The 25,942-nt window shown below is 68.9% G+C and carries 21 protein-coding genes, 3 tRNA genes and 1 other RNA gene; 11 read left to right on the top strand and 14 right to left on the bottom strand.

Going from position 1 to position 25,942, the window contains the following annotated elements:
• Nucleotides 1-63: 63 nt before the first annotated feature.
• A complete protein-coding gene (locus ABD197_RS08975; protein ID WP_344053686.1) occupies nt 64-774 on the top strand; it encodes a DUF4191 family protein in 711 nt (236 codons plus the stop codon).
• 12 nt (nt 775-786) lie between these two features.
• On the opposite strand, the gene ABD197_RS08980 is transcribed toward ABD197_RS08975, so the two are convergent.
• Nucleotides 787-1,194 carry an RDD family protein gene (locus ABD197_RS08980; RefSeq protein WP_344053688.1) on the bottom strand — a complete coding sequence of 136 codons (408 nt, stop codon included), beginning with the start codon at nt 1,192-1,194 and terminating at the stop codon, nt 787-789.
• A gap of 132 nt (nt 1,195-1,326) precedes the next feature.
• On the opposite strand from ABD197_RS08980, the gene glnA (ABD197_RS08985) reads away from it, so the two are divergent.
• Nucleotides 1,327-2,751 carry a type I glutamate--ammonia ligase gene (glnA, locus tag ABD197_RS08985; RefSeq protein ID WP_344053690.1) on the top strand — a complete coding sequence of 475 codons (1,425 nt, stop codon included), beginning with the start codon at nt 1,327-1,329 and terminating at the stop codon, nt 2,749-2,751.
• A 67-nt stretch (nt 2,752-2,818) separates the two neighbouring features.
• On the opposite strand, the gene ABD197_RS08990 is transcribed toward glnA (ABD197_RS08985), so the two are convergent.
• From ABD197_RS08990 to ABD197_RS09000, 3 genes are read right to left on the bottom strand one after another with little or no spacing between them, the layout of a single operon-like run.
• Nucleotides 2,819-5,818, bottom strand: coding sequence for a bifunctional [glutamine synthetase] adenylyltransferase/[glutamine synthetase]-adenylyl-L-tyrosine phosphorylase (locus ABD197_RS08990; protein WP_344053692.1), 3,000 nt, complete (start codon nt 5,816-5,818; stop codon nt 2,819-2,821).
• A gap of 16 nt (nt 5,819-5,834) precedes the next feature.
• Nucleotides 5,835-7,172 carry a type I glutamate--ammonia ligase gene (glnA, locus tag ABD197_RS08995; RefSeq protein ID WP_344053694.1) on the bottom strand — a complete coding sequence of 446 codons (1,338 nt, stop codon included), beginning with the start codon at nt 7,170-7,172 and terminating at the stop codon, nt 5,835-5,837.
• Between the two features lie 36 nt (nt 7,173-7,208).
• The gene (locus ABD197_RS09000; RefSeq protein WP_344053696.1) at nt 7,209-7,469 is read right to left on the bottom strand and encodes an SPOR domain-containing protein; all 261 of its coding nucleotides are present in this window, start codon (nt 7,467-7,469) and stop codon (nt 7,209-7,211) included.
• 48 nt (nt 7,470-7,517) lie between these two features.
• On the opposite strand from ABD197_RS09000, the gene ppgK reads away from it, so the two are divergent.
• Nucleotides 7,518-8,315 (top strand): polyphosphate--glucose phosphotransferase, encoded by a 798-nt coding sequence (gene ppgK / locus ABD197_RS09005; RefSeq protein ID WP_344053698.1) that lies wholly within the window; start codon nt 7,518-7,520, stop codon nt 8,313-8,315.
• A gap of 8 nt (nt 8,316-8,323) precedes the next feature.
• On the opposite strand, the gene rnpB is transcribed toward ppgK, so the two are convergent.
• From rnpB to ABD197_RS09025, 4 genes are all read right to left on the bottom strand, one after another.
• Nucleotides 8,324-8,691: RNase P RNA component class A (rnpB, locus tag ABD197_RS09010), an RNA gene on the bottom strand.
• Between the two features lie 36 nt (nt 8,692-8,727).
• Complete coding sequence (locus ABD197_RS09015; protein ID WP_344053700.1) at nt 8,728-10,473, bottom strand: bifunctional 3'-5' exonuclease/DNA polymerase; 1,746 nt, start codon at nt 10,471-10,473, stop codon at nt 8,728-8,730.
• 39 nt (nt 10,474-10,512) lie between these two features.
• The gene (locus ABD197_RS09020) at nt 10,513-11,244 is read right to left on the bottom strand and encodes a zinc ribbon domain-containing protein (RefSeq protein ID WP_344053702.1); all 732 of its coding nucleotides are present in this window, start codon (nt 11,242-11,244) and stop codon (nt 10,513-10,515) included.
• A 1-nt stretch (nt 11,245) separates the two neighbouring features.
• Nucleotides 11,246-11,318 (bottom strand) — tRNA-Val (locus ABD197_RS09025).
• 153 nt (nt 11,319-11,471) lie between these two features.
• Between ABD197_RS09025 and aceE the strand changes: the two genes are divergently transcribed.
• The 6 genes from aceE (at nt 11,472) to ABD197_RS09055 (ending at nt 19,114) form a co-directional block, all read left to right on the top strand.
• Nucleotides 11,472-14,198, top strand: a complete 2,727-nt coding sequence (gene aceE / locus ABD197_RS09030) for a pyruvate dehydrogenase (acetyl-transferring), homodimeric type (protein WP_344053704.1) — start codon at nt 11,472-11,474, stop codon at nt 14,196-14,198.
• A gap of 8 nt (nt 14,199-14,206) precedes the next feature.
• A complete protein-coding gene (locus ABD197_RS09035; RefSeq protein ID WP_344053706.1) occupies nt 14,207-15,424 on the top strand; it encodes a PucR family transcriptional regulator in 1,218 nt (405 codons plus the stop codon).
• Between the two features lie 107 nt (nt 15,425-15,531).
• Nucleotides 15,532-16,446 (top strand): ACP S-malonyltransferase, encoded by a 915-nt coding sequence (locus ABD197_RS09040; protein WP_344053708.1) that lies wholly within the window; start codon nt 15,532-15,534, stop codon nt 16,444-16,446.
• Nucleotides 16,447-16,460: 14 nt separating this feature from the next.
• Entirely contained in the window at nt 16,461-17,462 is a 1,002-nt protein-coding gene (locus ABD197_RS09045; RefSeq protein ID WP_344053710.1) for a beta-ketoacyl-ACP synthase III, read from the top strand.
• A 68-nt stretch (nt 17,463-17,530) separates the two neighbouring features.
• Nucleotides 17,531-17,779, top strand: coding sequence for an acyl carrier protein (locus ABD197_RS09050; protein WP_091706648.1), 249 nt, complete (start codon nt 17,531-17,533; stop codon nt 17,777-17,779).
• A gap of 96 nt (nt 17,780-17,875) precedes the next feature.
• A complete protein-coding gene (locus tag ABD197_RS09055) occupies nt 17,876-19,114 on the top strand; it encodes a beta-ketoacyl-[acyl-carrier-protein] synthase family protein (protein WP_344053717.1) in 1,239 nt (412 codons plus the stop codon).
• Between the two features lie 378 nt (nt 19,115-19,492).
• Here the strand turns inward: ABD197_RS09055 and ABD197_RS09060 are convergent, their stop codons facing one another.
• The gene (locus tag ABD197_RS09060; RefSeq protein WP_344053719.1) at nt 19,493-19,996 is read right to left on the bottom strand and encodes a DUF3145 domain-containing protein; all 504 of its coding nucleotides are present in this window, start codon (nt 19,994-19,996) and stop codon (nt 19,493-19,495) included.
• A gap of 146 nt (nt 19,997-20,142) precedes the next feature.
• Entirely contained in the window at nt 20,143-20,916 is a 774-nt protein-coding gene (locus tag ABD197_RS09065) for a hypothetical protein (protein ID WP_344053721.1), read from the bottom strand.
• A gap of 168 nt (nt 20,917-21,084) precedes the next feature.
• On the opposite strand from ABD197_RS09065, the gene ABD197_RS09070 reads away from it, so the two are divergent.
• Nucleotides 21,085-23,082 carry a GmrSD restriction endonuclease domain-containing protein gene (locus ABD197_RS09070; protein ID WP_344053723.1) on the top strand — a complete coding sequence of 666 codons (1,998 nt, stop codon included), beginning with the start codon at nt 21,085-21,087 and terminating at the stop codon, nt 23,080-23,082.
• Nucleotides 23,083-23,089: 7 nt separating this feature from the next.
• Here ABD197_RS09070 and ABD197_RS09075 read toward each other — a convergent pair.
• Together ABD197_RS09075 and ABD197_RS09080 are read right to left on the bottom strand one after the other, a co-directional pair.
• Nucleotides 23,090-23,163, bottom strand: a tRNA-Ile gene (locus ABD197_RS09075).
• A gap of 42 nt (nt 23,164-23,205) precedes the next feature.
• Entirely contained in the window at nt 23,206-24,288 is a 1,083-nt protein-coding gene (locus ABD197_RS09080; RefSeq protein WP_344055830.1) for a DMT family transporter, read from the bottom strand.
• Between the two features lie 45 nt (nt 24,289-24,333).
• Between ABD197_RS09080 and def the strand changes: the two genes are divergently transcribed.
• Nucleotides 24,334-24,900 (top strand): peptide deformylase, encoded by a 567-nt coding sequence (def, locus tag ABD197_RS09085; protein WP_344053726.1) that lies wholly within the window; start codon nt 24,334-24,336, stop codon nt 24,898-24,900.
• A 57-nt stretch (nt 24,901-24,957) separates the two neighbouring features.
• On the opposite strand, the gene ABD197_RS09090 is transcribed toward def, so the two are convergent.
• Nucleotides 24,958-25,030, bottom strand: a tRNA-Asn gene (locus ABD197_RS09090).
• 59 nt (nt 25,031-25,089) lie between these two features.
• The gene (locus ABD197_RS09095; protein WP_344053729.1) at nt 25,090-25,878 is read right to left on the bottom strand and encodes an ATP-binding cassette domain-containing protein; all 789 of its coding nucleotides are present in this window, start codon (nt 25,876-25,878) and stop codon (nt 25,090-25,092) included.
• Nucleotides 25,879-25,942: the final 64 nt, after the last annotated feature.

Below are 25,942 nucleotides of genomic sequence, written 5' to 3' on the forward strand. Positions count from 1 at the left end.
CGCCCCGGAGGACGGCGCCGGGAAGGAGCGGATGCCGCGGACGCGGAAAGGTAGGCTGGTGCCATGGCAGCACGCAGTACGGCGCCCGAGAAGCGGCCCGGATTCTTCTCGCAGATCCGCACCCTGTTCACGTTCACGCGCAAGGCGTACCCCTGGCTGCCGTGGCTGCTGATCGGCATCATGATCCTCGCCACCGGTCTCGGCGTCGCGATCGGCTTCCTGCTGCCGCCGGTCGCGCTGTGGAGCATCATCCTCTGGGCGATCACGGGCGTCATGCTCGGCATCCTCGCGTCGCTCATGACGATGACGCGCCTGTCCACGAGTGCGATGTACAAGCAGATCGACGGGATGCCGGGCGCGGCCGGCCATGTGCTGTCGACGTCGCTGGGACGCAAGTGGCAGTCCAGCGAGATGCCGGTCGGCGTGAACCCCAAGACGCAGGAAGCGGTGTACCGCGCCGTCGGGCGCGGTGGAGTCGTCATCGTCGGCGAAGGGGCCCGCGGCCGGCTCACCCGGCTCGTGAACGACGAACGCTCGAAGGCTCAGCGCGTCGCCGCCGGCGTGCCCGTCACCGTCCTCTACGTCGGGCACGGTGCCGACGAGGTGCCGATCGCGAAGCTCGCCTCGACGATCAAGGCCCTGCCGACCAAAATCGACCGCGCGACGATGGCTGCGGTCATCAAGCGGCTCGAGTCCGTCTCCCAGTCGCTGGCGTCGCTGCCCATCCCGAAGGGCATCGACCCCACGAAGGCGCGCGCCCCGCGCCCGCGCTAGTCCGGCGGCGCGCTACGCGCGCACAAGCACGGTGCCGGCCGCTTTGTCGTGCAGACCCCTGTTGTCGGCATCCCAGATCACCGCGGGGATCACGAGGCCGAGGAGCACCGAGCGCACGACCGGGCGCCACAGTCCCGGCCATTCCCCCGTCACCCGCTGGACGCGCATGCCCAGGAGCCGGTGACCGGGACTGCCTCCGATCGTCGGGATGAAGATGATCTGCACGACGACGAAGACGAGCGTGGTCGCCAGTGGCGCATAGTCGAAGAACGAGATCGAGATCACCACGGCGCAGGCCCAGTCGATCAGGATCGCCCACACCCGGCGACCGAGCTTCGCGAGGCTCCCGCGGCCTTCCTCAGGAAGTCCGAGACGCTCGCCCGGGTATCCGCCGGAGGGAAGCGCATCGGGTGAGACCATGTGGTCAGCCTAACGAGCGTCGCGTAACATGCCGGAAACAATGGTGTCACTGCCGGGCAATGCCCTCCCGGTACGGTTCGTGAAAGCCCGCTTGCGGGCGGCAGTTCCCGATGCCCTAACTCTGGAGCCTTCATGTTCAAAGATTCATCCGAGGTGCTCAAGTTCATCAAGGACGAGGACGTCAAGTTCCTCGACATCCGTTTCACGGATCTTCCTGGTGTGCAGCAGCACTTCAACATCCCGGCCTCGACCGTCGACGAGGAGTTCTTCACCGTCGGCCAGCTGTTCGACGGCTCCTCGATCCGCGGCTTCGCGAACATCCACGAGTCGGACATGCAGCTCATCCCGGACGTGTCGACGGCGTACCTCGACCAGTTCCGCGAGGCGAAGACCCTCATCATGATCTTCGACATCTACAACCCGCGCACGGGCGAGATCTACCACAAGGACCCGCGTCAGGTCGCCAAGAAGGCCGAGAAGTACCTCGCCTCCACCGGTATCGCCGACACGGCGTACTTCGCCCCCGAGGCGGAGTTCTACATCTTCGACGACGTGCGCTTCGAGATCAAGCAGAACTCGAGCTTCTACTCCGTCGACTCCGAAGAGGGCGCGTGGAACTCGGGCCGTGTCGAAGAGGGCGGCAACCTCGCCAACAAGACCCCGTACAAGGGCGGCTACTTCCCCGTCAGCCCGGTCGACAAGACCGCCGACCTGCGCGACGACATCACGCTCAAGCTCATCGAGGCGGGCTTCACCCTCGAGCGCTCGCACCACGAGGTCGGCACCGGTGGACAGCAGGAGATCAACTACCGCTTCGACACGATGGTGCACGCGGCGGATGACATCCTGAAGTTCAAGTACATCGTCAAGAACACCTCGGAGCAGTGGGGCAAGGTCGCGACCTTCATGCCCAAGCCGCTGTTCGGCGACAACGGCTCGGGCATGCACGTGCACCAGTCGCTGTGGCTCGAGGGCAAGCCGCTCTTCTACGACGAGGCCGGCTACGGCGGACTCAGCGACGTCGCCCGCTGGTACATCGGCGGCCTGCTGGCCCACGCGCCCGCGGTGCTCGCCTTCACCAACCCGACGATCAACTCGTACAAGCGACTCGTCAAGGGCTACGAGGCGCCGGTGAACCTCGTCTACTCGGCGGGCAACCGGTCCGCGGCGATCCGCATCCCGATCACGGGCTCGAACCCCAAGGCCAAGCGCCTCGAGTTCCGGGCACCGGACGCCTCGGGCAACCCCTACCTCGCCTTCGCGGCGCAGCTCATGGCCGGCCTGGACGGCATCAAGAACCGCATCGAGCCGCACGAGCCGGTCGACAAGGACTTGTACGAGCTTCCCCCCGAGGAGGCCAAGAACATCCCTCAGGTCCCGAACTCGCTCCTGGACTCGCTGGACGCCCTCGCGGCCGATCACGAGTTCCTCCTCGCCGGCGGCGTCTTCACGCCTGAGCTGATCGAGACCTGGATCGAGTACAAGATCGAGAACGAGATCAAGCCGATCGCCGCGCGACCGCACCCGTTCGAGTTCGAGCTGTACTTCGGCGTCTGAGACACGTCGACGAAGAAGGGGTCCCGCATCGCGGGGCCCCTTCTTCGTGTGCGGCGGACGCGGCGGCTCAGCCGTAGAACAGCTTCTCGAACACGCGCCGGGCGCGACGGGTCGCGCCCAGATAGTCCTCCTCGACCGCGGTCGCGGAGCGCGGCGGATATCCGAGCAGCCGGCCGATGCCGTCGAGCTTCTTGCGATCCGTCGGCAGCACGTCGCTCGTCTGACCGGACAGCAGTGTGTTGGCCGACCGCAGCCGGCTCGCCAGACGCCACGCGTCCGCGAGGCGCTGTGCATCGGTCTCCGCGACGATCCCGGCATCCCGCGCGGCCCGCAGGGCGTCCATGGTCGAGGTCGTCCGCATCCCGGGGACCCGGTGCGCGTGCTCGAGCTGCAGCAGCTGGACGAGCCACTCGACGTCGCTGAGCGAGCCGGGACCGAGCTTGAGGTGTCGTGCGGGATCCGCCCCCTGCGGCAGCCGCTCGTTCTCCACCCGCGCCTTGATGCGCTTGATCTCGCGCACACCCTGCGGATCGACCGTCGCGGGATAACGGACGTCGTCGGCGAGCTCGGTGAAGGCCCGGATGAGCTTCGTGCTGCCGGCGACCCCTCGCGCGCGGAGGAGGGCCTGCGCCTCCCACGACAGCGACCAGCGCCGGTAGTACTCGCCGTAGGCCGCGAGGGAGCGGGCCATCGGCCCGTTGCGCCCCTCGGGGCGCAGCCCGGCATCCAGATCCAGCGGGACGCGATGGTCCTCCGAGTGCTTGCGCAGACCCGCGACGAGCTGGAGCGAGAGCTCGTGCGCGCGCTGAGGGTCCACCCCGTTCGCCCGGTACACGTACATCACATCGGCATCCGACCCGAATCCCAGCTCTCCGCCGCCGAATCGACCCATCGCGATCACCGAGAAATCGAGCGCGGAGTCCTCCTCGGGGACGACCTCGCGGCGGACAGCCCGCAGCGTCGCCTGGATCGTCACCTCCGTCACGGTGGTGAGCGCGTGGGCGATCTCCTCGATCGTGAGGGTGCCCAGGATCCCGGCCATCGCGATGCGCAGCAACTCGCGCCGTCGGAGGCCGCGCACCGAGCGCATCGCGTCCTCGATCGAGGCGTGGCGCGACTGGATCGCGCGCGCCTCTTCCTGGAGAGCCACGCCTGACCGGGGCTGCAGAAGCTCGGGGTCGTCCAGCCACGCCGCGGACTCCGGGATCCACTCCATGAGCTCGCCGACATAGCGTGAGCTGGACAGCACCCGGGTGAGGCTCTCCGCCGCGCCCGACGAGTCGCGGAGCATCCGCAGGAACCACGGCGTCGCGCCGAGGCGCTCGCTGATGCGCCGGAACGCCAGAAGCCCGTAGTCGGGGTCCACGCCGTCGGCGAACCAGCGGATCATCACGGGCATCAGGTGGCGCTGGATCGTGGCCCCGCGGCTCAGACCCGTTGTGAGCGAGGCGATGTGCCGTAGCGCCCCGACCGGATCGGTGAACCCGATCGCCGCGAGGCGATCGTGCGCCTGAGCGGGCGAGAGCGAGCGCTCCTCCTCGTGGAGCGAGGCGACCGCGGACAGCAGCGGCCGGTAGAACAGCCGGACGTGGATGTCGCGCACCTCGCGCTTGATCTTCTCCCACAGCTCCCAGACCTTCTCGCCCGACTCGGCCAGACCGCTGGCGCGCGCGAGGACGCGGCGCTCGTCCGGCCGCTCCGGCATCAAGTGGGTGCGACGGAGCTGACGCAGCTGCACGCGATGCTCGAGGAGACGCAGCACGCGGTAGTCGTGCGAGAAGGTGGCGGCGTCGGCTCGGCCGATGTAGCCCTGTGCCACGAGGGCGTCGATCGCCTCGAGCGTGCCGCGCTGGCGGATGCGGTCATCCGACAGCCCGTGCACGAGCTGCAGGAGCTGCACCGTGAACTCGATGTCGCGGATGCCGCCCGGCCCGAGCTTGAGCTGGTAGGGCACCTCCGCGGCCGGGATGTGCTCGGTCACGCGCTCGCGCATGCGCTGAACGCTGTCCACGAAGTTCTCGCGGGCGGCGCTCGTCCAGATCTTCGGCTGGACGGCGCGCACGTACTCGTCGCCGAGTTCCCTGTCCCCCGCGATCGGCCGCGCCTTCAGCAGCGCCTGGAACTCCCAGCTCTTCGCCCACCGGTCGTAGTACGACAGGTGGGAATCCAGGGTGCGCACGAGCGCGCCCTGCTTTCCTTCGGGCCGGAGGTTCGCGTCCACCTCCCACAGCGGCGGTTCGATCTCGGCGCCGGAGATCCCGCGCATCGTCTGCACGGCCAGTCGCGTGGCGATGTCCACCACGCGACTCTCGCCGGCTTCGGCGAGCACCGCTTCGTCCGCGCCCGCGACGAAGATCACGTCCACATCGCTCACGTAGTTGAGCTCGCGGGCGCCGGTCTTGCCCATGCCGATCACGGCGAGGCGGGTGCCGGCGACCTGCTCACGCGGGGATCGTCCCGTGCCGGGCAGTCCCCGGACGACCCGCGCGCGCGCCACGCACAGCGACGCCTCGAGCGCCGCTCCGGCCGCATCTGCCAGACGGGCTGCCACCAGGGCGACCTCGTCCACCGGGGACGCGCTCAGCAGGTCGTACGCGGCGATCGCGGCCAACTGGCGCCGGTAGCGGATACGCAGCGCCACCCAGGACCGCTCGTCCGGATCGACGGCGAAGCCATCCTCGGCGTCGACGGACTCCAGCAGGGACGCGCGCAGCTCCTCCTCCGTCGGAAGGGACCGACCCGCTGCGACGAGGTGCGAGAGTTCTTCCGGATGCCGCAGATAGAAGTCGGCGAAACCGCTCGAGGCACCGAGCAGCGCCCACACCGCCGCCCAGCCGTCCGCGTCGGCGTGCAGAGCACGCAGCGCCCTCGCGTCGCGTCGTGCGATCCGCGTCATCGCCGACACAGCCGCGTCGGGATCGGCGGATCGGGCCGCGGGAGCCGTCAGCGCGTCGCGCTCGAGCGCGAGCAGTTCCTCGAGCTCGCCCAGATCCCTGTCCGCCTCCGCGAGACGGCTGAACCCGATCCGAGCGAGATGGGTGAGGGACTGCGAACGCTCCGTCGTCATCGCCGCGAGGCGCCGGTCAGAGCATCTCGAGGTTGCTCTTCAACTCGAAGGGCGTCACCTGCGAACGGTACTCCTGCCATTCCTTGCGCTTGTTCAGCAGCACGTAGTTGAAGACCTGCTCACCGAGCGTCTCGGCGACCAGTTCGGACTCCTCCATGTACTCCAGAGCGTGATCCAGGCTCGCCGGCAGTGGTGCGTAGCCGAGGGCCCTGCGCTCGGCATCCGTCAGCGACCAGACGTTGTCCTCCGCCTCGGGCGGGAGCTCGTAGCCCTCTTCGATACCCTTCAGACCCGCCGCGAGCATGAGCGCATACGCGAGATAAGGGTTCGCCGCCGAGTCCAGACCGCGGTATTCGACGCGCGAGGACTGACCCTTGTTGGGCTTGTACATCGGCACGCGCACCAGCGCGGATCGGTTGTTGTGACCCCACGTGATGAAGCTCGGGGCCTCGTCGCCGCCCCACAGGCGCTTGTAGGAGTTCACGAACTGATTCGTCACGGCGGAGATCTCGGCGGCGTGACGCAGCAGCCCCGCGATGAAGTGGCGCCCGGTCTTGGACAGCTGGTAGGTCGCGCCCTCCTCGTAGAAGGCGTTCGTGTCGCCTTCGAAGAGCGACATGTGCGTGTGCATGCCACTGCCCGGCTTGCCGCCCAGCGGCTTGGGCATGAACGTCGCGTAGACGCCCTGCTCGATGGCCACCTCTTTGATCACGGTGCGGAACGTCATGATGTTGTCGGCCGTCGCGAGGGCGTCCGCGTACCGCAGATCGATCTCGTTCTGGCCGGGGCCGCCCTCGTGGTGGCTGAACTCGACCGAGATCCCGAGGTCCTCCAGCATCCGCACCGACCGCCGACGGAAGTCGTGCGCCGTCCCACCCGGGACGTTGTCGAAGTACCCGGCGGAATCGACGGGTTCCGGTCCCTCCGGTCCGAACGCCGACGACTTCAGCAGGTAGAACTCGATCTCGGGGTGCGTGTAGAAGGTGAAGCCCGCATCGGCGGCCTTCGCGAGCGACCGCTTGAGCACGTGCCGGGGGTCGGCCACCGCGGGCTGGCCGTCGGGCGTGGTGATGTCGCAGAACATGCGCGCCGTCGGATCGATCTCGCCTCGCCACGGCAGGATCTGGAACGTCGTGGGATCGGGGTGAGCGAGCAGATCGGATTCGTACGAGCGGGTCAGGCCCTCGATCGCCGACCCGTCGAAGCCGAGCCCCTCGCTGAAGGCGCCCTCCACCTCGGCCGGCGCGATCGCGACCGACTTGAGGGTCCCGATGACGTCGGTGAACCACAGCCGGACGAACTTGACGCCCCGCTCCTCGATCGTGCGCAGAACGAAGTCACGCTGCTTGTCCATCGAATTCCCCTCGGATGCCGCTCAGGAAGAGCAGGATCAGTTCTCGTCGTCTGCGGCGCCGGAACGCGGCGCATTCTCGCGGCGGTCTTCGTCTGCCCAGGCCCGAGAGCGCTCGCGGATGATCTCCGGTGCGCGCGCGGCCTCCTCGGCCGTGTCGAAAGGTCCCGCGCGGTCGACGTGCGGCGAGACGTAGCCGCGCTCGACCTCTCCGGTCTCGAGGTTGTACCAGTACTTCTCGCTGTCCTCGGCCACAGTCCGCTCCTCTCGACCGTCCACCACACGCGTGCGCGGTGCCACTCGCTCGATCCTACTGATCGGGCGCGCGCTCCTGGATAGGCTGGCCCCATGGCAAAGGACAAGACGCGCGCGGTCGGCGTGGACATCGGCGGCACGGGCATCAAGGCGGCGATCGTCGACCTGGAAGCGGGAACCCTGCTCAGCGACCGCGTGAAAGTCGCGACCCCGCAGGGGGCGGAGCCGGAGGACGTCCTGACGGCGGTGCTGACGGTCCTGGACACGCTCGGTGTCCGTGAGGACGCGATCCCACTGGGTGTCGCCTTCCCGGCGATCGTGAAGTCGGGGCGCACGCTGTCCGCAGCGAACGTGTCGCAGCGGTGGATCGGCTTCGAGGCCGAGAAGTTCTTCGAGGACGGTCTGGGGCGCGACATCCACTTCGCGAACGACGCGGACGTCGCCGGCGTCGCCGAGATGCGCTACGGCGCGGCGCGCGGCATCCAGGGCCTCACGATCCTCACGACCCTCGGCACCGGCATCGGGTCGGCGGTGATCTACAACGGCGTCCTGATCCCCAACTCCGAGCTCGGCCACCTGCAGCGCGCCGGACACAAGCGCGACTTCGAGGCGTGGACGGCCTACTCGGCGATGGAGCGCGAGACCCTCGACTGGGCTCAGTGGGCGGAGCGTCTGCAGGTCTACTACAGCCACGTCGAGTTCCTCTTCACGCCCGATCTGTTCATCGTCGGCGGGGGTGTCTCCAAGCACGCGGACCAGTTCCTGCCGCTGCTCAAGCTCAACACGCCGATCGTGCCCGCGATCCACCGCAACAACGCAGGGATCATCGGCGCGGCGGCGCTCTCGCTGGGAGCCGCACCGGAACTGGACACGACGGTCACGCGCGCCTGACGAGAGGGCGAATGGGCCGGCCTGTACGCCGGGTTCTGTCCGGGGGCGTGAGCCCCGTGGACGGTCATCTCTCTCGGCGACACGTTGCCGTGCCGCTCCAGCGGCCTACCCGGGGACTCGGCGGGCCGCGTCCACATCCCCTGTCTGGCCTTGCTCCGGGCGAGGTTTACCTTGCGGGTCGTCTCGCGACGACCCCGGTGGTCTCTTACACCGCCGTTTCACCCTTACCGGGGTCTCCCCCGGCGGTCTGTTCTCTGTGGCACTGTCTCGCGGATCACTCCGGGTGGGTGTTACCCACCGCCCTGCCCTGTGGAGCCCGGACGTTCCTCGGCGCGACACGGCGAACCGCGCGCGACGCGACCGTCCAGCCGACCCATTCGCGTCGCCCACTCTAGCCCGGCATCCCGGGTCGTCAGTCCTTGCCGGCGTCCGCGGACACTCGGACCTCGAGGGGGAAGTCGATCGGGAACCCTCCGAACAGCAGTCGGCCGGCTGCGGCGGCGGCCTGCTGCACCGCCTCCGCCACCTCGTCGGCGTGCTCCTGCGGGGTGTGGACCATGACCTCGTCGTGCAGGAAGAACGCGAGGTGAGCGCGGTCGGCGAAGACCGGGCCGGATCGGGGCGCGGTGCGCGCGGGAGCCACGGCGGGCAGAGCGGCAAGGCGGCCACGCAGATCGGCGAGCCACGCGGATGCCCACTCCGCCGCCGTGCCCTGGACGACGAAGTTGCGGGTGAACCTGCCGCGGTCTCGGGCCCACCGCCGGGCCCTGCTCTCATCCGCTCCCGACGCCTCGGCGTCGCCCGCTCGAGACTGCGCATCCCGCCACCGCGCGGACGGCGGGGGCGAAGTGCGACCGAGCCACGTCGACACGACCCCGCCCTGCTCGCCGGTACGAGCGGCATCGTCCACCAGCGCCATCGCGCGGGGGAACGTCCGTCGCAGCCGGGGAACCAGGAGCCCGCTCGCGCCCGTCGTCGCGCCGTACATCGCGCCGAGCATCGCGACCTTGGCCTCCGCCCGGCTCGGCACCGCGCCGGCGGCGACGATGCCGGCGTACAGATCCGCCCCGCGCGCGGCGTCCGCGAGGGCGGCGTCGCCGGACATCGCAGCGAGTACGCGCGGTTCGAGCTGCGCGACGTCGGCCACGACGAGCCGCCACCCCGGGTCGGCGCGCACCGCCGTCCGCAGTTGACGGGGGATCTGCAGTGCACCGCCGCCGGCGGAGGCCCACCGACCGGTCACGACGCCCGCCGGCACATAGGTCGGACGGAAGCGGCCGTCGCGGACCCACTCGGTGAGCCACGCCCACCCGTTCGCCGTGAGCAGCCGGGAGAGCTTCTTGTACTCCAGGAGGGGCTCGATCGCCGGGTGGCGGTACTCGGCCAGTTCCCAGCGGCTCGTCGATGTGACGAGGATGCCGGCGCGATGCAGTGACCGGAGGAGTTTCTGCTGCGAGTCGAGGTTCACCGTCGGATCCCCGAGCGCCTCCCGGACGCGACGCGCGGCATCCTCCATGCGTCGAGGTGCACCGCCGGACGCGGGTCGCTCCCCCAAGACCTCGTCGAGGATGCGGCGGTGCTCGCCCACGTCCCAGGGGAGCCCGGCGGCCTGGAGCTCCACGGCGATCAGCGCGCCGGCGGCCTCCGCCGCGATCAGCAGCCGGAGCCTTCCGGAGTCTGCAGATCGGCTCACCGCGTCGCGCTGGCGGCGGAATTCGTCCAGGCACTCGTCGGTCCCGATCGCGGGACCCGCCGCGGCCGCCGCACCGTCGAGGTCGAACAGCGCCGGGGCGGGTGCGTCCTCGCCGGTGAAGGGCGGGCAGTCCCAGTCGGTCGGCGACCCGGCAGTCGCATCACCGTGCGCGACGAATCCAGGTGTCAGGGTCGAATCGCGCAGGATCGCATGAGACAGGCGCAGATCGTGGCATCGCGAGACGCGGACTCCCGAACCGAGGAGAGCGGCGTACCAGCGCGGCGTGTCGTTCCAGACCCACCGCGGCGAATGGGCGCGCTCGAACGCGCGCACCCACTCCCCCAGGTCCGCTTCCGCGAGCGTCAGGCGCTCCCGCTCCGCGCCGTCGATGTCCAACACGGCGGCTGAAATCCCGCCGCCGGCGCGCCCCAGAACGACGAAAGCCTGATCGTCATCGCGATGCACGGCGGCCCCTCCCACCAGGCACGGCGGCGAGGGGTGGGATCACAAGCCGGAATCCTCCGCGCGCACCAGGATGCATCCGCATTCAGGGCACGTGACGACGGCATCGGTCTGGGCGAGGCGGATCGTCTGCAGGTCGGTGCCCGCGATCATCATGTGGCACCCTTCGCACGTCCGGCGTCGCAGATAGGCGGCCCCGGCGCTGCGTGCCGCCACCTTCTCGTACATCGCGACGAGGTCCGCGGGGATGGCGGCGACCAGCGCGCCGCGGTCGCGGGTCGCAGCATCGAAAGCGGCGGTGGCTTCGGCCACGATCCGCTTCGCCTCTGCACTGAGAGCCGTGCCCTCGTCGTTCGTCTGCGCGATGAGCGCTTCCTGTTCGGCGACGGCGGCTTCGGCGACCTCGAGCCGCTCCATGAGTTCGAGCTCAGCATCCTCGAGGTCGTTCTTGCGGCGGGCGAGGGACTGCAGCTCGCTCTCCAGCCCCTGCGCTTCTTTCGCGTTGCTCGTCGCCGCGAGCCGCTCCGCGTCGCGGGCGCGACGGGCGTCCACCATCGCCACGTCGGACTCGATGCGGGCGAGATCCGCCCGCAGATCGTCGCGGATGCCGAGACGCGATGTCAGCTCCTGCGACAGCGTCTGACGCTGCGTGATCAGCGCCTGCACGCGGGCAGCCTGAGGCGGATTGCGACGCGCGTTCTCAGCCTGTCGGATGCGGGTGTCGAGCTCGGCGAGTTCGACGAGACGGCGCTGGTCGGCGGGAAGTGCATTCACGTGGGCCCTGCCGGGATCGAACCGACGACATCCACGGTGTAAACGTGGCGCTCTACCAGCTGAGCTAAAGGCCCTTGCGGCAAGTCTAGGACGCAGCGCCCGCGACGACTTCGTACGACGGGATACTCGCTAGGCTGGCAGACGGTGCGTTGTGCCCGCTCGACAAAGCCCGCTGCGCATCGCTTGCGATCACCTGGCACGATCTGCCAGAGAACGAAAGGTCTTCCGTGACTGTTCACGACCAGGATCCGTATTCACAGGGCCCCCTCGACAGCGATCCCGATGAGACCGCGGAGTGGCAGGAATCCCTCGAGCAGCTCGTCGCCGCGAAGGGCCACGGCCGCGGCCGCGAGATCATGCTCAGCCTGCTCAAGCGCTCGAAGGACCTGCACCTCGGCGTGCCGATGGTCCCGACGACCGACTACATCAACACGATCGCCCCCGAGAACGAGCCGGACTTCCCCGGCGACGAGGAGATCGAACGCCGCTACCGCGCCTGGATCCGCTGGAACGCCGCGGTCACGGTGCACCGCGCGCAGCGCCCCGGAATCGGCGTCGGCGGTCACATCTCCACGTACGCATCCTCCGCGTCGCTGTACGAAGTGGGCTTCAACCACTTCTTCCGCGGCGCCGACCACCCCTCCGGCGGCGACCAGATCTTCATTCAGGGTCACGCGTCCCCGGGCACGTACGCGCGTGCGTTCCTGGAAGGTCGTCTGACCGAGAAGCAGCTCGACGGCTTCCGCCAGGAGAAGTCGGCTGCGCCGAACGGCATCCCTTCGTACCCGCACCCGCGCCTCATGCCGGAGTTCTGGCAGTTCCCGACCGTGTCGATGGGCCTCGGCCCGATCAACGCGATCTACCAGGCGATGACGAACAAGTACCTCACGAACCGCGGGATCAAGGACCTGTCGGACTCGCACGTGTGGGCGTTCCTCGGCGACGGCGAGATGGACGAGGTCGAGAGCCGCGGTCAGCTCCAGGTCGCCGCGAACGAGGGTCTGGACAACCTGACCTTCGTCGTCAACGCGAACCTGCAGCGACTGGACGGGCCCGTCCGCGGGAACGGAAAGATCATCCAGGAGCTGGAGAGCTTCTTCCGCGGCGCCGGCTGGAACGTCATCAAGGTCGTGTGGGGTCGCGAGTGGGACGAGCTGCTGTCGCGCGACACCGACGGCGCGCTGCTGAACCTCATGAACGTCACTCCGGACGGCGACTACCAGACCTACAAGACGGAGGACGGCGCGTACGTCAGGGAGAACTTCTTCGGCCGCGACGAGCGCACCCGTGCGCTCGTGAAGGACTACACGGACGACCAGATCTGGGGTCTGAAGCGCGGTGGTCACGACTACCGCAAGGTGTACGCGGCGTACAAGGCCGCCGTCGAGCACAAGGGTCAGCCCACCGTCATCATCGCCAAGACCATCAAGGGCTACGGCCTGGGCAAGCACTTCGAGGGTCGCAACGCGACCCACCAGATGAAGAAGATGACCCTCGACGACCTCAAGCACTTCCGCGACGAGATGCACATCCCGGTGACGGATGCCCAGCTCGAGGAGAACCCGTACCTGCCGCCGTACTACAACCCCGGTCAGCAGGATGAGACGATCCAGTACCTCATGGAGCGTCGGCGGGCTCTCGGCGGCTTCCTCCCCGAACGTCGTTCCACGCACGTGGGTCTCCAGCTTCCCGACGACTCCGCGTACGCGCAGCCCAAGAAGGGCTCCGGCACGCAGGAGATCGCCACGACGATGGCGTTCGTCCGACTGCTGAAGGACCTGCTGCGCGCGAAGGGATTCGGCAACCGCATCGTCCCGATCATCCCGGACGAGGCCCGCACGTTCGGCATGGACGCGTTCTTCCCGACGGCCAAGATCTACAACCCGAACGGCCAGCACTACACCTCGGTCGACCGGGAGCTGCTGCTCGCCTACAAGGAGAGCCCGCAGGGGCAGATCATGCACGTCGGCATCAACGAGGCGGGCGCCCTCGCCGCCTTCACCGGCGTCGGCACGTCCTACTCGACCCACGGCGAACCGCTCATCCCGGTCTACATCTTCTACTCGATGTTCGGCTTCCAGCGCACCGGCGACGCCCAGTGGGCCGCCGGCGACCAGATGGCGCGCGGCTTCATCATCGGCGCGACGGCCGGTCGGACGACTCTGACCGGTGAGGGTCTGCAGCACGCCGACGGGCATTCTCACCTGCTCGCGTCGACGAACCCCGCGACGGTCTCCTACGATCCCGCGTACGGCTACGAGATCGCCCACATCGTGCGCGCGGGCCTGGACCGGATGTACGGCGGCCAGCACGAGGATCCGAACGTCATGTACTACCTCACGGTGTACAACGAGCCGCTCGTGCAGCCTGCGGAGCCGGCCGATGTCGACATCGACGGCATCGTGCGCGGCATCCACCGCATCTCGCGGGGGGAGGGCGACGGCCCCCGCGCCCAGCTCCTCGCCTCGGGCGTCGGTGTGCCGTGGGCGCTGGAGGCGCAGCAGCTGCTGAAGGACGACTGGGGCGTGATCGCGGACGTGTGGTCGGTGACGTCGTGGACCGAGTTGCGTCGCGACGGTCTCGCCGCGGACGAGCACAACTTCCTGCATCCCGATCAGGAGCCGCGCACGGCGTACATCACGGAGAAGCTGCGTGACACGCCCGGTCCCGTGGTCGCGGTCAGCGACTACATGCACGCCGTCCAGGATCAGATCCGGCCGTGGGTGCAGCACAACTTCGCGACCCTCGGTGCGGACGGCTTCGGCTTCTCCGACACACGGGCCGCGGCGCGCCGGTTCTTCAAGATCGACGGCCCGTCGGTCGTCGTGCGCACGCTCCAGTCGCTCGCCGAAGAAGGATCCGTCGATCGGTCGCTGGCGGCGCAGGCGATCGAGAAGTACCGCCTCCACGACGTGACCGCCGGAACCAGCGGCAACGCGGGCGGCGAGAGCTGACCGCACGCATGGCCTCCCGCCCGGCGCAGATGGACAAGACCGAGACCCTCGCGTGGCTGAGGAAGATCTCGGGCGACCTGGCGAGTGCCACGATCAAGCGGCTCGAGGACACCCTTCCGTGGTACGCCGAGATGCCGCCTGCGCGACGCTCCGCCGTGGGGCTCGTCGCGCAGGCGGGCATCTCGTCGTTCATCCAGTGGTACGACGACCCGACGTCCACCCCCTGGATCGCCGCGGACATCTTCGCGGCCGCTCCGAGGGAGCTGCTGCGCAGCGTCAGCCTGACCCAGACGCTGCAGCTGATCCGGGTCACGGTGGAGGTCACCGAAGAGCGCCTGGTCGGAAAAGGCGACGACCTGCGCGAAGGCATCCTGCGCTATTCGCGAGACGTCGCGTTCGCCGCGGCGGACGTGTACGCGCGGGCGGCCGAGGCGCGCGGGCTCTGGGACGCGCGCCTGGAGGCGCTCGTCGTCGATTCGATCCTGACCGGTGAGGCCGACGAGGAGCTGCCCAGCCGCATCGCCGCCCTCGGCTGGCACGGGCACGGCGAGGTGGCGGTGCTCGTCGGCACCACTCCCCCGCAGTTCGACGTCGATCAGCTCCGGCGCAGTGCCCGCAAGCTCGGTGTCGACGTGCTCATCGGTGTGCAGGGGTCCAGACTCGTGCTCGTCCTCGGTCGCGCGGAGCTGCCGGGACGCCCGGACGACGAGCCGGAACTGCCGTTCCCCGAGATCGCCAAGCGGCTCGAGCCGGGGTTCGGACCGGGCTTCCTCGTGCTCGGTCCTGCCGTCCCCGCCCTCGTGGACGCGAGCCAGAGCGCCCGCGCGTCGCTCGCCGGATTCGCGGTCGCCCGCGCCTGGCGCAACGCGCCGCGTCCGGTCGAGGCCGACGACCTGCTGCCGGAGCGCGCACTCGCGGGCGACCCGCTCGCGAAGCAGACCCTGGTCGAGCGGATCTACCGCCCCCTGCAGTCGCACAGCGCGGACCTGGTCACCACGCTCTGGAGCTATCTCGACAACGGTCGCTCCCTCGAGGCCACGGCGCGCGAGCTCTTCGTGCACCCGAACACGGTGCGGTACCGCCTGAAGCGCGTCTCGGACGTCATCGGGTGGGATGCGACGGGTCCGCGAGAGGCGCTCATCCTGCAGACCGCCTTGATCCTGGGCTCAATCGGGGGCGATTCCGCGCGCCGCCGTATCCCGTCGCTGCGGCGGAGCACGAACTGATCACGACCGCCGCCCGGCGACGCTCTGTGCGGCGCGCACAAAGCCTCGGCCGATTGTTGTGACGAGATCGCCAGAACCGCTCGGATGATCCTTGGCAGGATGGGATGGTGATGATCGCCGTCTTCCCGGGCCAGGGTTCCCAGACTCCCGGATTTCTCAGCCCGTGGCTGTCCGTCGACGGCGCCGCCGAGCGCGTGTCCTCGTATTCCGAATGGGCGGGGGTCGACCTCCTCGCCGCCGGTACGGAGTGGGACGCTGACCGCATCCGCGACACGCAGGTCGCACAGCCTCTCATCGTCGCGGCGAGTCTGCTCTCCTGGCACGCATTGGCCGACCGCTCCGCGGTCGCGGGCGTCGCCGGTCACTCCGTGGGCGAGTTCGCGGCGGCCGCCGCTGCGGGCGTGCTCTCCGATGAGGACGCGCTGCGACTCGTCGGCATCCGTGGTCGTGCGATGGCCGCGGCGGCCGCCGCGGAGCAGACGGGCATGAGCGCAGTCATCGGCGGCGATCAGGATGCCGTCGTCTCCCGGCTGGAGGAGCTCGGGCTCACCCCTGCCAACTACAACGGCGCGGGTCAGATCGTCGCGGCAGGATCCCTCGCCGGGCTCCAGGCTCTGAGTGCGGAGCCGCCGCAGGGCACGCGCGTCATCCCGCTGCAGGTCGCGGGTGCCTTCCACACCGACTACATGGCTCCCGCCGTGCAGGCGCTCCGTGAGGCGGCCGACGCCGTGCAGCCCGCAGATCCCGGCGTGACGCTCTGGTCGAACCGCGACGGCGCGCCCGTCGAGTCCGGGGCCGCCTTCGTCGCCGCCCTCGTCGATCAAGTGGCCTCGCCCGTGCGGTGGGATCTGTGCATGGACTCCTTCGCCGAGGCGGGGGTGACCGGTATCGTCGAGCTGTCGCCGGCGGGCACCCTCACAGGCCTGGCCAAGCGTGCACTCCGAGGAGTTCCGAGTGTCGCCGTCAAGACGCCCGACGACCTCCCCGCCGCTCAGACGCTTCTGAGCGGATCTCAGGCATGACCGGAGCAGCTCATATGGCCCCCACCCTCATTCAGTCGACCGGCGCCGCGCACACGCGCATCTACGCATACGGCGCCGCGCGCGGCGAGATCGCCGTCCCCAACGAGGATTTGATCGGGCCCATCGACTCGAGCGACGAGTGGATCCGCCAGCGCACGGGGATCGTCACGCGCACACGAGCCGTCCACGACACCGACGCGATCGATCTGGCGACGGATGCCGCGCGCGAGGCGATCGAGAAGTCCGGGGTGGCGGCATCCGACATCGACGCCGTGATCGTCGCGACGATCTCGAACCCGAAGCAGACTCCATCCGTCTCGGCGATCGTGGCCGACCGCGTCGGCTCGAACCCGGCCGCCGCCTACGACGTGAACGCGGCCTGCGCCGGATTCGCCTACGGTGTCGCACAGGCTGACGCGCTCATCCGGGCGGGCGCGGCGCACTACGCGCTCGTGATCGGCACGGAGAAGCTGAGCGACGTCGTCGACCCGACGGATCGGAGCATCTCGTTCCTCCTCGGTGACGGAGCCGGCGCCGTGGTGGTCGGTCCGAGCGAGACGCCGGGAATCGGTCCCACGATCTGGGGGTCCGACGGTTCCAAGGCGGAAGCGGTCGGGATGAACGGCACGCTCACGCAGTTCCGCGACGGTGAGGTGCCGTGGCCGACACTTCGCCAGGAGGGACCGACGGTCTTCCGCTGGGCGGTGTGGGAGATGGTCAAGGTCGCGCGCCAGGCGCTCGAGGCGGCCGGGGTGACGGCATCCGATCTGGCGGCCTTCGTCCCCCATCAGGCCAACATGCGCATCATCGACGAGTTCGCCAAGCAGCTGAAGCTGCCCGACACCGTCGTGATCGGCCGTGACATCGAGACGACCGGGAACACGTCGGCCGCGTCGATCCCGCTCGCGACGCACCGACTGCTGCAGGAGCACCCCGAGCTCAGCGGCGGGCTCGCGCTGCAGATCGGCTTCGGCGCCGGTCTCGTGTTCGGCGCCCAGGTCGTCGTCCTTCCCTGACCCAGCCGACCCCCGACTCTAGACTGAACAGGGCCCCGACCGGGCCACCCCGAAGAACAGGAGAAACCATGGCATTCAGCAACGACGAGGTCCTCGCGGGACTCGCCGAGCTCATCACCGACGAAACGGGGATCTCGGCCGACGAGGTCGCCCTGGAGAAGTCGTTCACCGATGACCTCGACATCGACTCGATCTCGATGATGACGATCGTCGTCAACGCCGAGGAGAAGTTCGGCGTCACGATCCCCGACGACGAGGTCAAGAACCTCAAGACCGTCGGCGACGCCGTCACCTTCATCACGTCCAACCAGGCCTGACCGCGTTCCCGGGTCCGCTCGGATCCCGGTCCTTCGACGCACATTCCGGTGGGGGCGAACGCCCCCACCGGCTCACCTTGAGGATGAGACACACGCATGAGCACCCCCCGCATCGTCGTCACCGGCATCGGCGCGTCCTCGCCGCTGGGCGGCACCGCCCCCGAGAGCTGGTCCGCCCTTCTCGACGGCGTCTCCGGCGCGCGCACCCTCGAGTACGACTGGGTGGAGCAGTACCAGCTGCCGGTGACGTTCGCCGCCGAGGCGAAGGTGCGCCCGGACACGGTGCTCGAGCGGCCGCAGGCCAAGCGCCTGGACCCGTCCTCGCAGTTCGCGCTCGTCGCCGCCATGGAGGCCTGGGCGGACGCCGGGAGCCCTGACGTCGATCCGGACCGCCTGGGCGTCGACTTCGCCACCGGGATCGGCGGTGTCTGGACGCTTCTGGACGCGTGGGACACGCTTCGCGAGAAGGGGCCGCGGCGGGTGATGCCGATGACGGTCCCGATGCTGATGCCCAACGCCGCAGCCGGCAACCTCTCGCTGCACTTCGGCGCGCGTGCCTACGCGCGTACCGTCGCGAGCGCGTGTGCGTCGAGCACGGAATCGATCATCAACGCGATCGAGCACCTGCGCGCCGGCCTCGCCGACGTCGTGATCGCGGGCGGCACGGAGTCGGCCATCCACCCGATCACGATCGCTTCCTTCGCCTCGATGCAGGCGCTGTCCAAGCGCAACGACGACCCCGCGCACGCCTCACGCCCCGGCAGCATCGACCGCGACGGCTTCGTCATGGGCGAGGGTGCCGGCGTCCTCATCCTCGAGACCGAGGAGCACGCGCGCGCCCGCGGGGCCAAGATCTACGCCGCGGTCGTCGGCGGCGGGGTCACGGCCGATTCGTACCACATCACCGCGAACGACCCCGAGGGCACCGGTGCTGCCAGTGCGGTGCGCGCCGCGCTGGAGATGGCGGATGCCGCTCCCGGCGACGTCACGCACATCAACGCGCACGCAACCTCGACCCCCGTCGGCGATCCGAACGAGTACGTCGCGCTCAAGACGGTGTTCGGGGATCGGATCGACGAGATCCCGGTCTCGGCGACGAAGGCGTCGACCGGTCACCTCCTGGGTGGAACGGGCGCGCTGGAGGCGATCTTCACGGTCCTCGCGCTGCAGGACCGTATGGCTCCGCCGACGATCAACCTCACCGAGCAGGATCCTGCGGTCCCGTTCCGGATCTCCGGCGAGCCGCAGCCGCTGGGCGACGGCCCGCAGCTCGCGATCAGCAACTCGTTCGGCTTCGGCGGTCACAACGCCGTCGTCGCCTTCGCCTCCGTTTGAGACAACGGTGCGCGACCGCGCACCGCGCTTCCCGTCGAGATGGTGGGTTTCCCGGCGAGATGGTGGGTTTCCCGTCGAGATGGTGTGCACCGTCTCGGCGGAGGATGCACCGTCTCGGTGGAGGATGCACCGTCTCGGCGGAGGATGCACCGTCTCGGCGGAGAATGCACCATCCCGGCGGGGCAGTTCGGATGCGGAGGGCGAATCGGATGCCGGGAACGGCGGCCGCTTCGGAACCGCGGTGCGCATCGACGACACGAAGACGCCCCCGATGAGTTCGGGGGCGTCTGTCGTTTCAGGCGGCGATTCGCGGTCTCGGCGTCCGGGAGCAGAGTCTCCGACCGCCGGTAATGGCGCCTGCGCCGCCCGAGGCCCGGGTCAGCCGACCTTGTGCAGCCACACCACGGAAGCATCGTCGCTGGCATGGCGGAAGGGCTCGAGCTCCTCGTCCCACGCAGCGCCGAGCGCCACCTGGAGTTCGTGCTGCAGTTCGGCCGGGTCGCCCGCGGCGAGTTCCATCGCGTAGCGGATGCGATCCTCTCCGATCACGACGTTGCCCGCGGTGTCCGTCTGGGCATAGTGGATTCCGAGACCCGGGGTGTGCAGCCAGCGACCGCCGTCACTGCGGGGCGACGGATCCTCGCTCACCTCGAAGCGCAAGTGCTCCCACCCGCGGATGGCGGTCGCGAGGGCGGCTCCCGTGCCGGCGGCGCCCTCCCAGTAGAACTCGGCCCGACGGCTGCCGGCGAGCACCGGCTGATCGCTCCAGTCGAAGCTCACGGCGTAGCCGAGGGCACGACCGACAGCCCACTCCAGGTGCGGGCACAATGCTCGTGGCGCAGAGTGAATGAAGATCACTCCACGCGACTGTGGTGAAGCCATGATCTCTCCGTTTCGTCAGGTGCGTCTTCCCCTACGACCTGAACGGAGCATCTCGGCGAGTATCCGGTTGTCCTGCCATTATCGCCGGAAGGGCGCCCGAATCACAAGCGTGTGATTCGGGCGCCCTTCGCGGATCGAGCGGTCGCTCAGGCCTCGCTCATCGCCTGGACCTCGACCTGTCCCTTTGCGGCGTAGTACGCCGCACGTGCGGCATCCTTCCGCGCCTGCTCGGCGTAGCCGGCGTCCAGGAGATCCTGCGGAACCTCGACGCTCTCGACGTGGTTCACGCCGTTGTACTTCTCGATGTAGGCGTCCAACTCGGGCCCCGACGTCCAGGAGGTGATGAGGCAGTAGCGCGGCTCGGTGCCGTTGTGGGTGGCCGCGTGCCACAGGCGCTGCGTGTCGATGATCAGCTGGGCGCCCGCCGGCAGCGCGATGCGCACCTCACCGGCCGGATCCGTACGGTTCTCGCGCAGGACGAAGTAGCTGTCCTTGTCGTCGGTGAGGTTGAAGAATCCGCGAACGACCCAGCCCGTCCCGTCGGGGTTCAGCCGGTTGTTGTCGTCCTGGTGCAGGTTGTAGAGGCATTCGCCGTACGGGGTGGGCTGCAGCTCGATGACACGGCAGCGACCGACGTTCGCACCCGGCTCCTGCGCACGGCGCGTGAGGTTCGGTGCCTTCTCGACCTGGGAGTCGATCCAGACGCCGTCCTTGTCGGTGCGCGGCGGCTTGTGGTTCCAGAATCCGTTGCACTCGATCTCGCCGAATGCGCTGGCCAGCGGCGCGAAGCGCGTGTCGCCGGAGGACTTCCAGTCGTTGTACTCGATGTCCAGCCATTCCTTCGGATCGAGTTCCTGGTTGTAGCGGTCGAGGACGACATAGCCGGTCTCTTCGAGAGCGGCGGAGGTGATGTAACCCATGAGGTGGATCGGCCTTTCGTAGGGAGCCAGCACGTTTTAACAGGCTCGACTTAGGCAAGCCTATCCCGCGGTCCTGAACGCGCCACGGAGGCGGCCGTGAATAACCGGGCCCGGCGGGGGTCGCGGCTAGACTCGACAGTCGGATCATCCAGGGGGCGGAAACACCACATGACGACGGCCACGAACATCGAGGCGACAGCCGTCAACACCCTCTCCTGGCTCGCCTCCCTCGACGCGACGATCGTGGTTCCCGTCTACCAGCGGCAGTACCGCTGGGACATCGGCGGATGCGAACAGCTGCTCTCCGATGTCCGCGCGGTGGCCGACTCCGATCCGCACCACATGCACTTCATCGGTTCTGTCCTGTCCTCGACCGATGGCGACGGCGATGACCTCGTCCTGATCGACGGGCAGCAGCGCATCACGACGCTCATGCTCCTGATCGCCGCACTCCACCACACCGTGCAGCACGATGACACCGCACTCGCCGGCGTCCTCGAGCGGGTGCTCACCGGCCCGGACGGACGGACCAAGCTCCGCCCGCACGAGGCGTGGGCGGACGTCTTCGAGAGCGTCGTCTTCGACGACCGGCCGGCCGACGGCTCTCTCCGGGACTCACGGTTCGACGACAACTACGCGTTCTTCCGCAGCAAGATCAGCCGAGGCGATGCCGCGCACATCTGGCGCGGACTGCAGAAGCTCGAGCATGTGGCGATCACGCTCGGCGCGGGGGCGAACGCGCAGCAGATCTTCGCGAGCCTGAACTCGACCGGCGAACCGCTGCGCGACCACGAGCTCATCCACAACTACGTCCTCATGGGCCTGTCCCACGCGCAGCAGCGGCAGATCGAGGAGGAGTTCTGGCTCCCGATCGAGCGCAACACGGGTGCATCGATTGCGGCGTTCTGGCGCCACTACATGGTGATGCTCGCGGGACGCGAGGTCGCGGCATCCGGTGATCACGGCGTCTACGGCGAGTTCCGTTCGCGCTTCCCTCGTCTGGATGTCGACACCCTGCGCCGCCACGCCGCCCACTGGCGGGCGAGCTCCGAGGTCTATCGCACGCTGCTCGAGCCCGAATCCGAGACGGATGCCGAACTCTCGCAGCGTCTGCGACAGCTCGCGATCGTCGGCAAGGGCATGAATCCGCTCGTGATGCGTGCCCTGATGGAGCTGCGGAGCGGGGAGGCGGAGCGGGAGACGGTCCTGCGCACGCTGGATGCCGTCCAGACGCTGCTGCTGCGTCGCGCGGTCGCAGGACTCCCTCTCGATCGCCTTGTGGCGCGCCTGTGTCGCGCGCGGGACGAGTCGGAGAGCGCGCTCACTGCGGCGATCGCGAGGATCACGCCGTCCGACGAGCGGATGCGGGCGGCCCTGCGATTCGCCGAGCTCCCCCATCCCGCCTACGTGCTCGCGCGGCTGGCGGGCATCGAGGACAGCCGGGAATTCGCGGTCGACCACATCGCTCCCCTGTCGCCCGCGGCGACGTGGAGCGGTGACGGCGAGCGGGTCTGGGCCGATTACACCGATGACGAGCAGAACAGCCACCGCGCCCTCGCGAAGACGCTCGGCAACCTGGCTCTCCTCGAGGACGAGCTGGCGCTGCGCGTCCTGGACGCGTCGTTCGTCGACAAGCGCGACCGTGCCTACGCACGCAGCGCGGTGGCGCAGACCCGGGCGCTCGCGGACGTCGGCGCGTGGGACACCACGGGGATCGCCGCACGGGCGAGGGTGCTGACCGAGCGTTTCATCGAGGTGTGGCCGCGTGCGGACATCGTCGGGATCGACGACGACGGGCTGACGCCTGTTCTGGATGCCGTGCTCCGGCGCGGATTCCCCCCGGGGTGGCAGCGGGAGTTCGCCTACGTCGAGTACCGCGGCGAGCACTGGGAGGTTCCGGACGTCAAGTACCTCTTCAACCGGATCTTCAAGCGCCTCTGGGCCGACGACCGGGACAGCGTCGTCCGCTTCAGTGCGCGTCGCGGTGGCCCCGTGTACGGATCGAAGGCCTGGAACGGGCAGTGGGACGCTCTCGATGAGGCCCACTTCCTCTACATGGGCTGGGACCTGCACTACATGCTCTCTGCGGTGCAGGGAGTGCTCGGCGAGGCCGGCTTCGCGCCGGAGGTGTTCGTCAAGTACTCCTACATCGGCAACGCGATGTGAATCTCGGTGGGGCGGGTGGGACTTGAACCCACGATCGTCGGGTTATGAGCCCGCTGCCTTGACCAGCTTGGCCACCGCCCCGCGAGGATCGAGCCTACCGTCCCTCGGGGAGGTGGACCGACCTCAGCGACGTGACGGCTTGTCGTCGTCGACGGGCGGGTTCGGCCACACCTTCGCGACGGCTTCGTCGAACTTCTCGGAGTTCGTCTTCGGCGCGCCGGGGTCGCTCTGCGTGCTCCCCCGCTGGATCGGCAGTTCCTGGCTGTCGCTGAGCACCTGAGGGTGGTTGCGTGCGAGATCGTAGACGCCGATCACGGCGATGACCCCCGCGACGCCGAAGCCGATGTAGGCCCACAGCGGCGCGTTCGCGGCCTCGCCGAGGACGGTGAGACCGATGATGATCGCCACGATCGGATCGATGACGGTGAGGCCCGCGATCACCAGGTCGGGGGGACCCGACGAGTACGCCGTCTGCACGAAGTACGCGCCGATCCCGGCCGCGAGGAGCAGGGCGACCAAACACACCACGGTGAGCCACTCGAAGTCGCCGGACTGGATCCGGCTGATCACGACCTTCGCCAGCGTCGCGACGAATCCGTACATCACCCCCGCGCCGATGATGTAGAACAGCGCCTTCATCCGGCGCCGGAGCCATAGCCACAACGCCGCGAAAGCGATCATGACGACGGCGAGGATGACGAGGATCGTGATGAGCTGAGAGGTCGTGACCGGCTCATCGGTGGCGACGAGCGCGGCGATCGTGACGAAGATGAAGATGCCGCCGACGCATTCGATGATGGCTCGTATGGAGCGCTTCGTCGGGCGGTGGCCGCTGATGCGGGCGTTGAGGAGCGTCGTGATCACGAGCGCGATCGCCCCGAGCGGCTGCACCACGATGAGCGGGGCGAACGACAGGGCGCCCAGCTGGCAGGCGATCGCGAGTCCCAGCATGACCGTCCCGACGACCCAGGAGGGACGCGTGAGGAGGCGCCCCAGTTGGGCGGCGGTGAGACCTCCCGCAGCCGCACCGCCCGAAAGGGTCTCGACCTTGGTGACGCCGCGGTGCTGATACTGCGCGCCGAACGACATGAACACGGCGCCCAGCAGCGCCAGCGGGATGCCGATCAGAAGCGACGGATTGTCGAAGACGCCGACCAGGGCGTCGCCGACGTCCTGGATATTGTCGATTTCGCTCCCCGGCCACATCACCCTCCGACACTAACCGCACGCCTCGCTCGATAGGCTCAAGGCGTGGCCGTTCTGCCGATTCGCATCATGGGTGATCCGGTGCTGCACGCACCCGCTGCCGCCGTCGAGGAGATCACCGAGGAGGTGCGGACTCTCGTCGAGGACATGTTCGAGACGATGGATGCCGCTCCCGGCGTGGGCCTCGCGGCCCCGCAGGTGGGGATCGGACTGCGGATCTTCACATACAGCTACCAGGACGACGACGGGCAGCCCTGGCGCGGGGTGATCATCAATCCGACGCTGTGGATCGCCCCTCTCGAGCCGGGCGAGCCGGATCCGGACGAGGAATCCGAGGGGTGCCTCTCCTTCCCGGGCGAGCGCTTCCCGCTCCGGCGATCTGAACGTGCCCTGATCACCGGACAGGATCTGGATGGCGCGCCGGTGCGCATCGAGGTGGACGGCTGGCGGGCGCGCATCCTCCAGCACGAATTCGATCACCTGGACGGCGTCCTCTACGTCGACCGCCTCGACGACGGCGATTGGAAGACCGTGCAGAAGATCGCGCGCAAGCGCGGGTGGGGGCGGCCGGGCAGCTCATGGATGCCGGGCGTCGACGATATCGACGCGTGAGTCCCGGTTCTGCGGAAACGAAGAACGGCCTTCGGAGTGGAGTCCGAAGGCCGTTCGCTCCCCGGCTTGGACTCGAACCAAGAACCTATCGGTTAACAGCCGATTGCTCTGCCAATTGAGCTACCGAGGAATGCGCCCGCGAGCGGGCAACTCGAAAAGCTTAGCAAACCAGGAGGCGACCTCGTGACGTCATGACGCGATCAATCTGTGGTCGTCTTCTCCCCCGGGTGTCCACAGCAGGTCGGTCATCCCGTGCCCGTAGGCGACGGCGTGGCCGCTGCGCAGCACGAGCACATCCGCGTCCAGTCCGCTGACGACGTCGGGGTCGTTCGTGGCGACGACCGTGGACATGCCGTACTCGCTGCGACGCCGCAGGATCGCGTCGCGGGCGGCGAGTCGGACTTCGACGTCCATGTTCGCGAAGGGTTCGTCGGCGATGAGCACGCGCGGCTGAAGGACGAGCGCGCGTGCCAGCACGACGCGCTGGCGCATACCGGCGCTCAGTTCGTACGGGTACCTGGCGGCGGCGCCGAGCGGGAGCATCAGTTCGTCCAGCAGCGTGGCGACCCGCACGGCCAGGGCGCGCTGGTTCACGCGCCGGTCGCGGCTCGTGATCGGCTCGCCGATCACGTCGGCGACGGTCAGTCGGGAGGGCAGGCGTGCGCCCGCCGACTGCGCGAGGTGGCCCGTGAGGTAGGTGAGGGTGCGGTGGGCCCGCCCGGGACGGCGGACCGGGATGCCCTCCACGTGGGCTTCGCCCCCGACGACGGCGAGTCCGGGCTCGTTCGCGCCGGCGAGAACGGCCAGCAGGCTGGACTTGCCGGACCCCGTCGGCCCCATCACCGCGAGCGTCTGCGCGTGCGGCAGCACGAAGGAGACGCCGTCGATCACCCGGACATCCGGACCGCCGCGCGATGCGCGGGCGATCGACAGGTCGGTCGAGCGGATCGCGACGTCGGCGTCGAGGCGGCGGGGCATCTGTTCATCTTGCCCCGGCGCGGCGCTGCGCGCCACCGTCCGCGTCAGGACGTGCCGGTCCGAG

Origin of the sequence: Microbacterium lacus, assembly GCF_039531105.1 — a bacterium.
In the GTDB taxonomy this organism is placed as follows: domain Bacteria; phylum Actinomycetota; class Actinomycetes; order Actinomycetales; family Microbacteriaceae; genus Microbacterium; species Microbacterium lacus.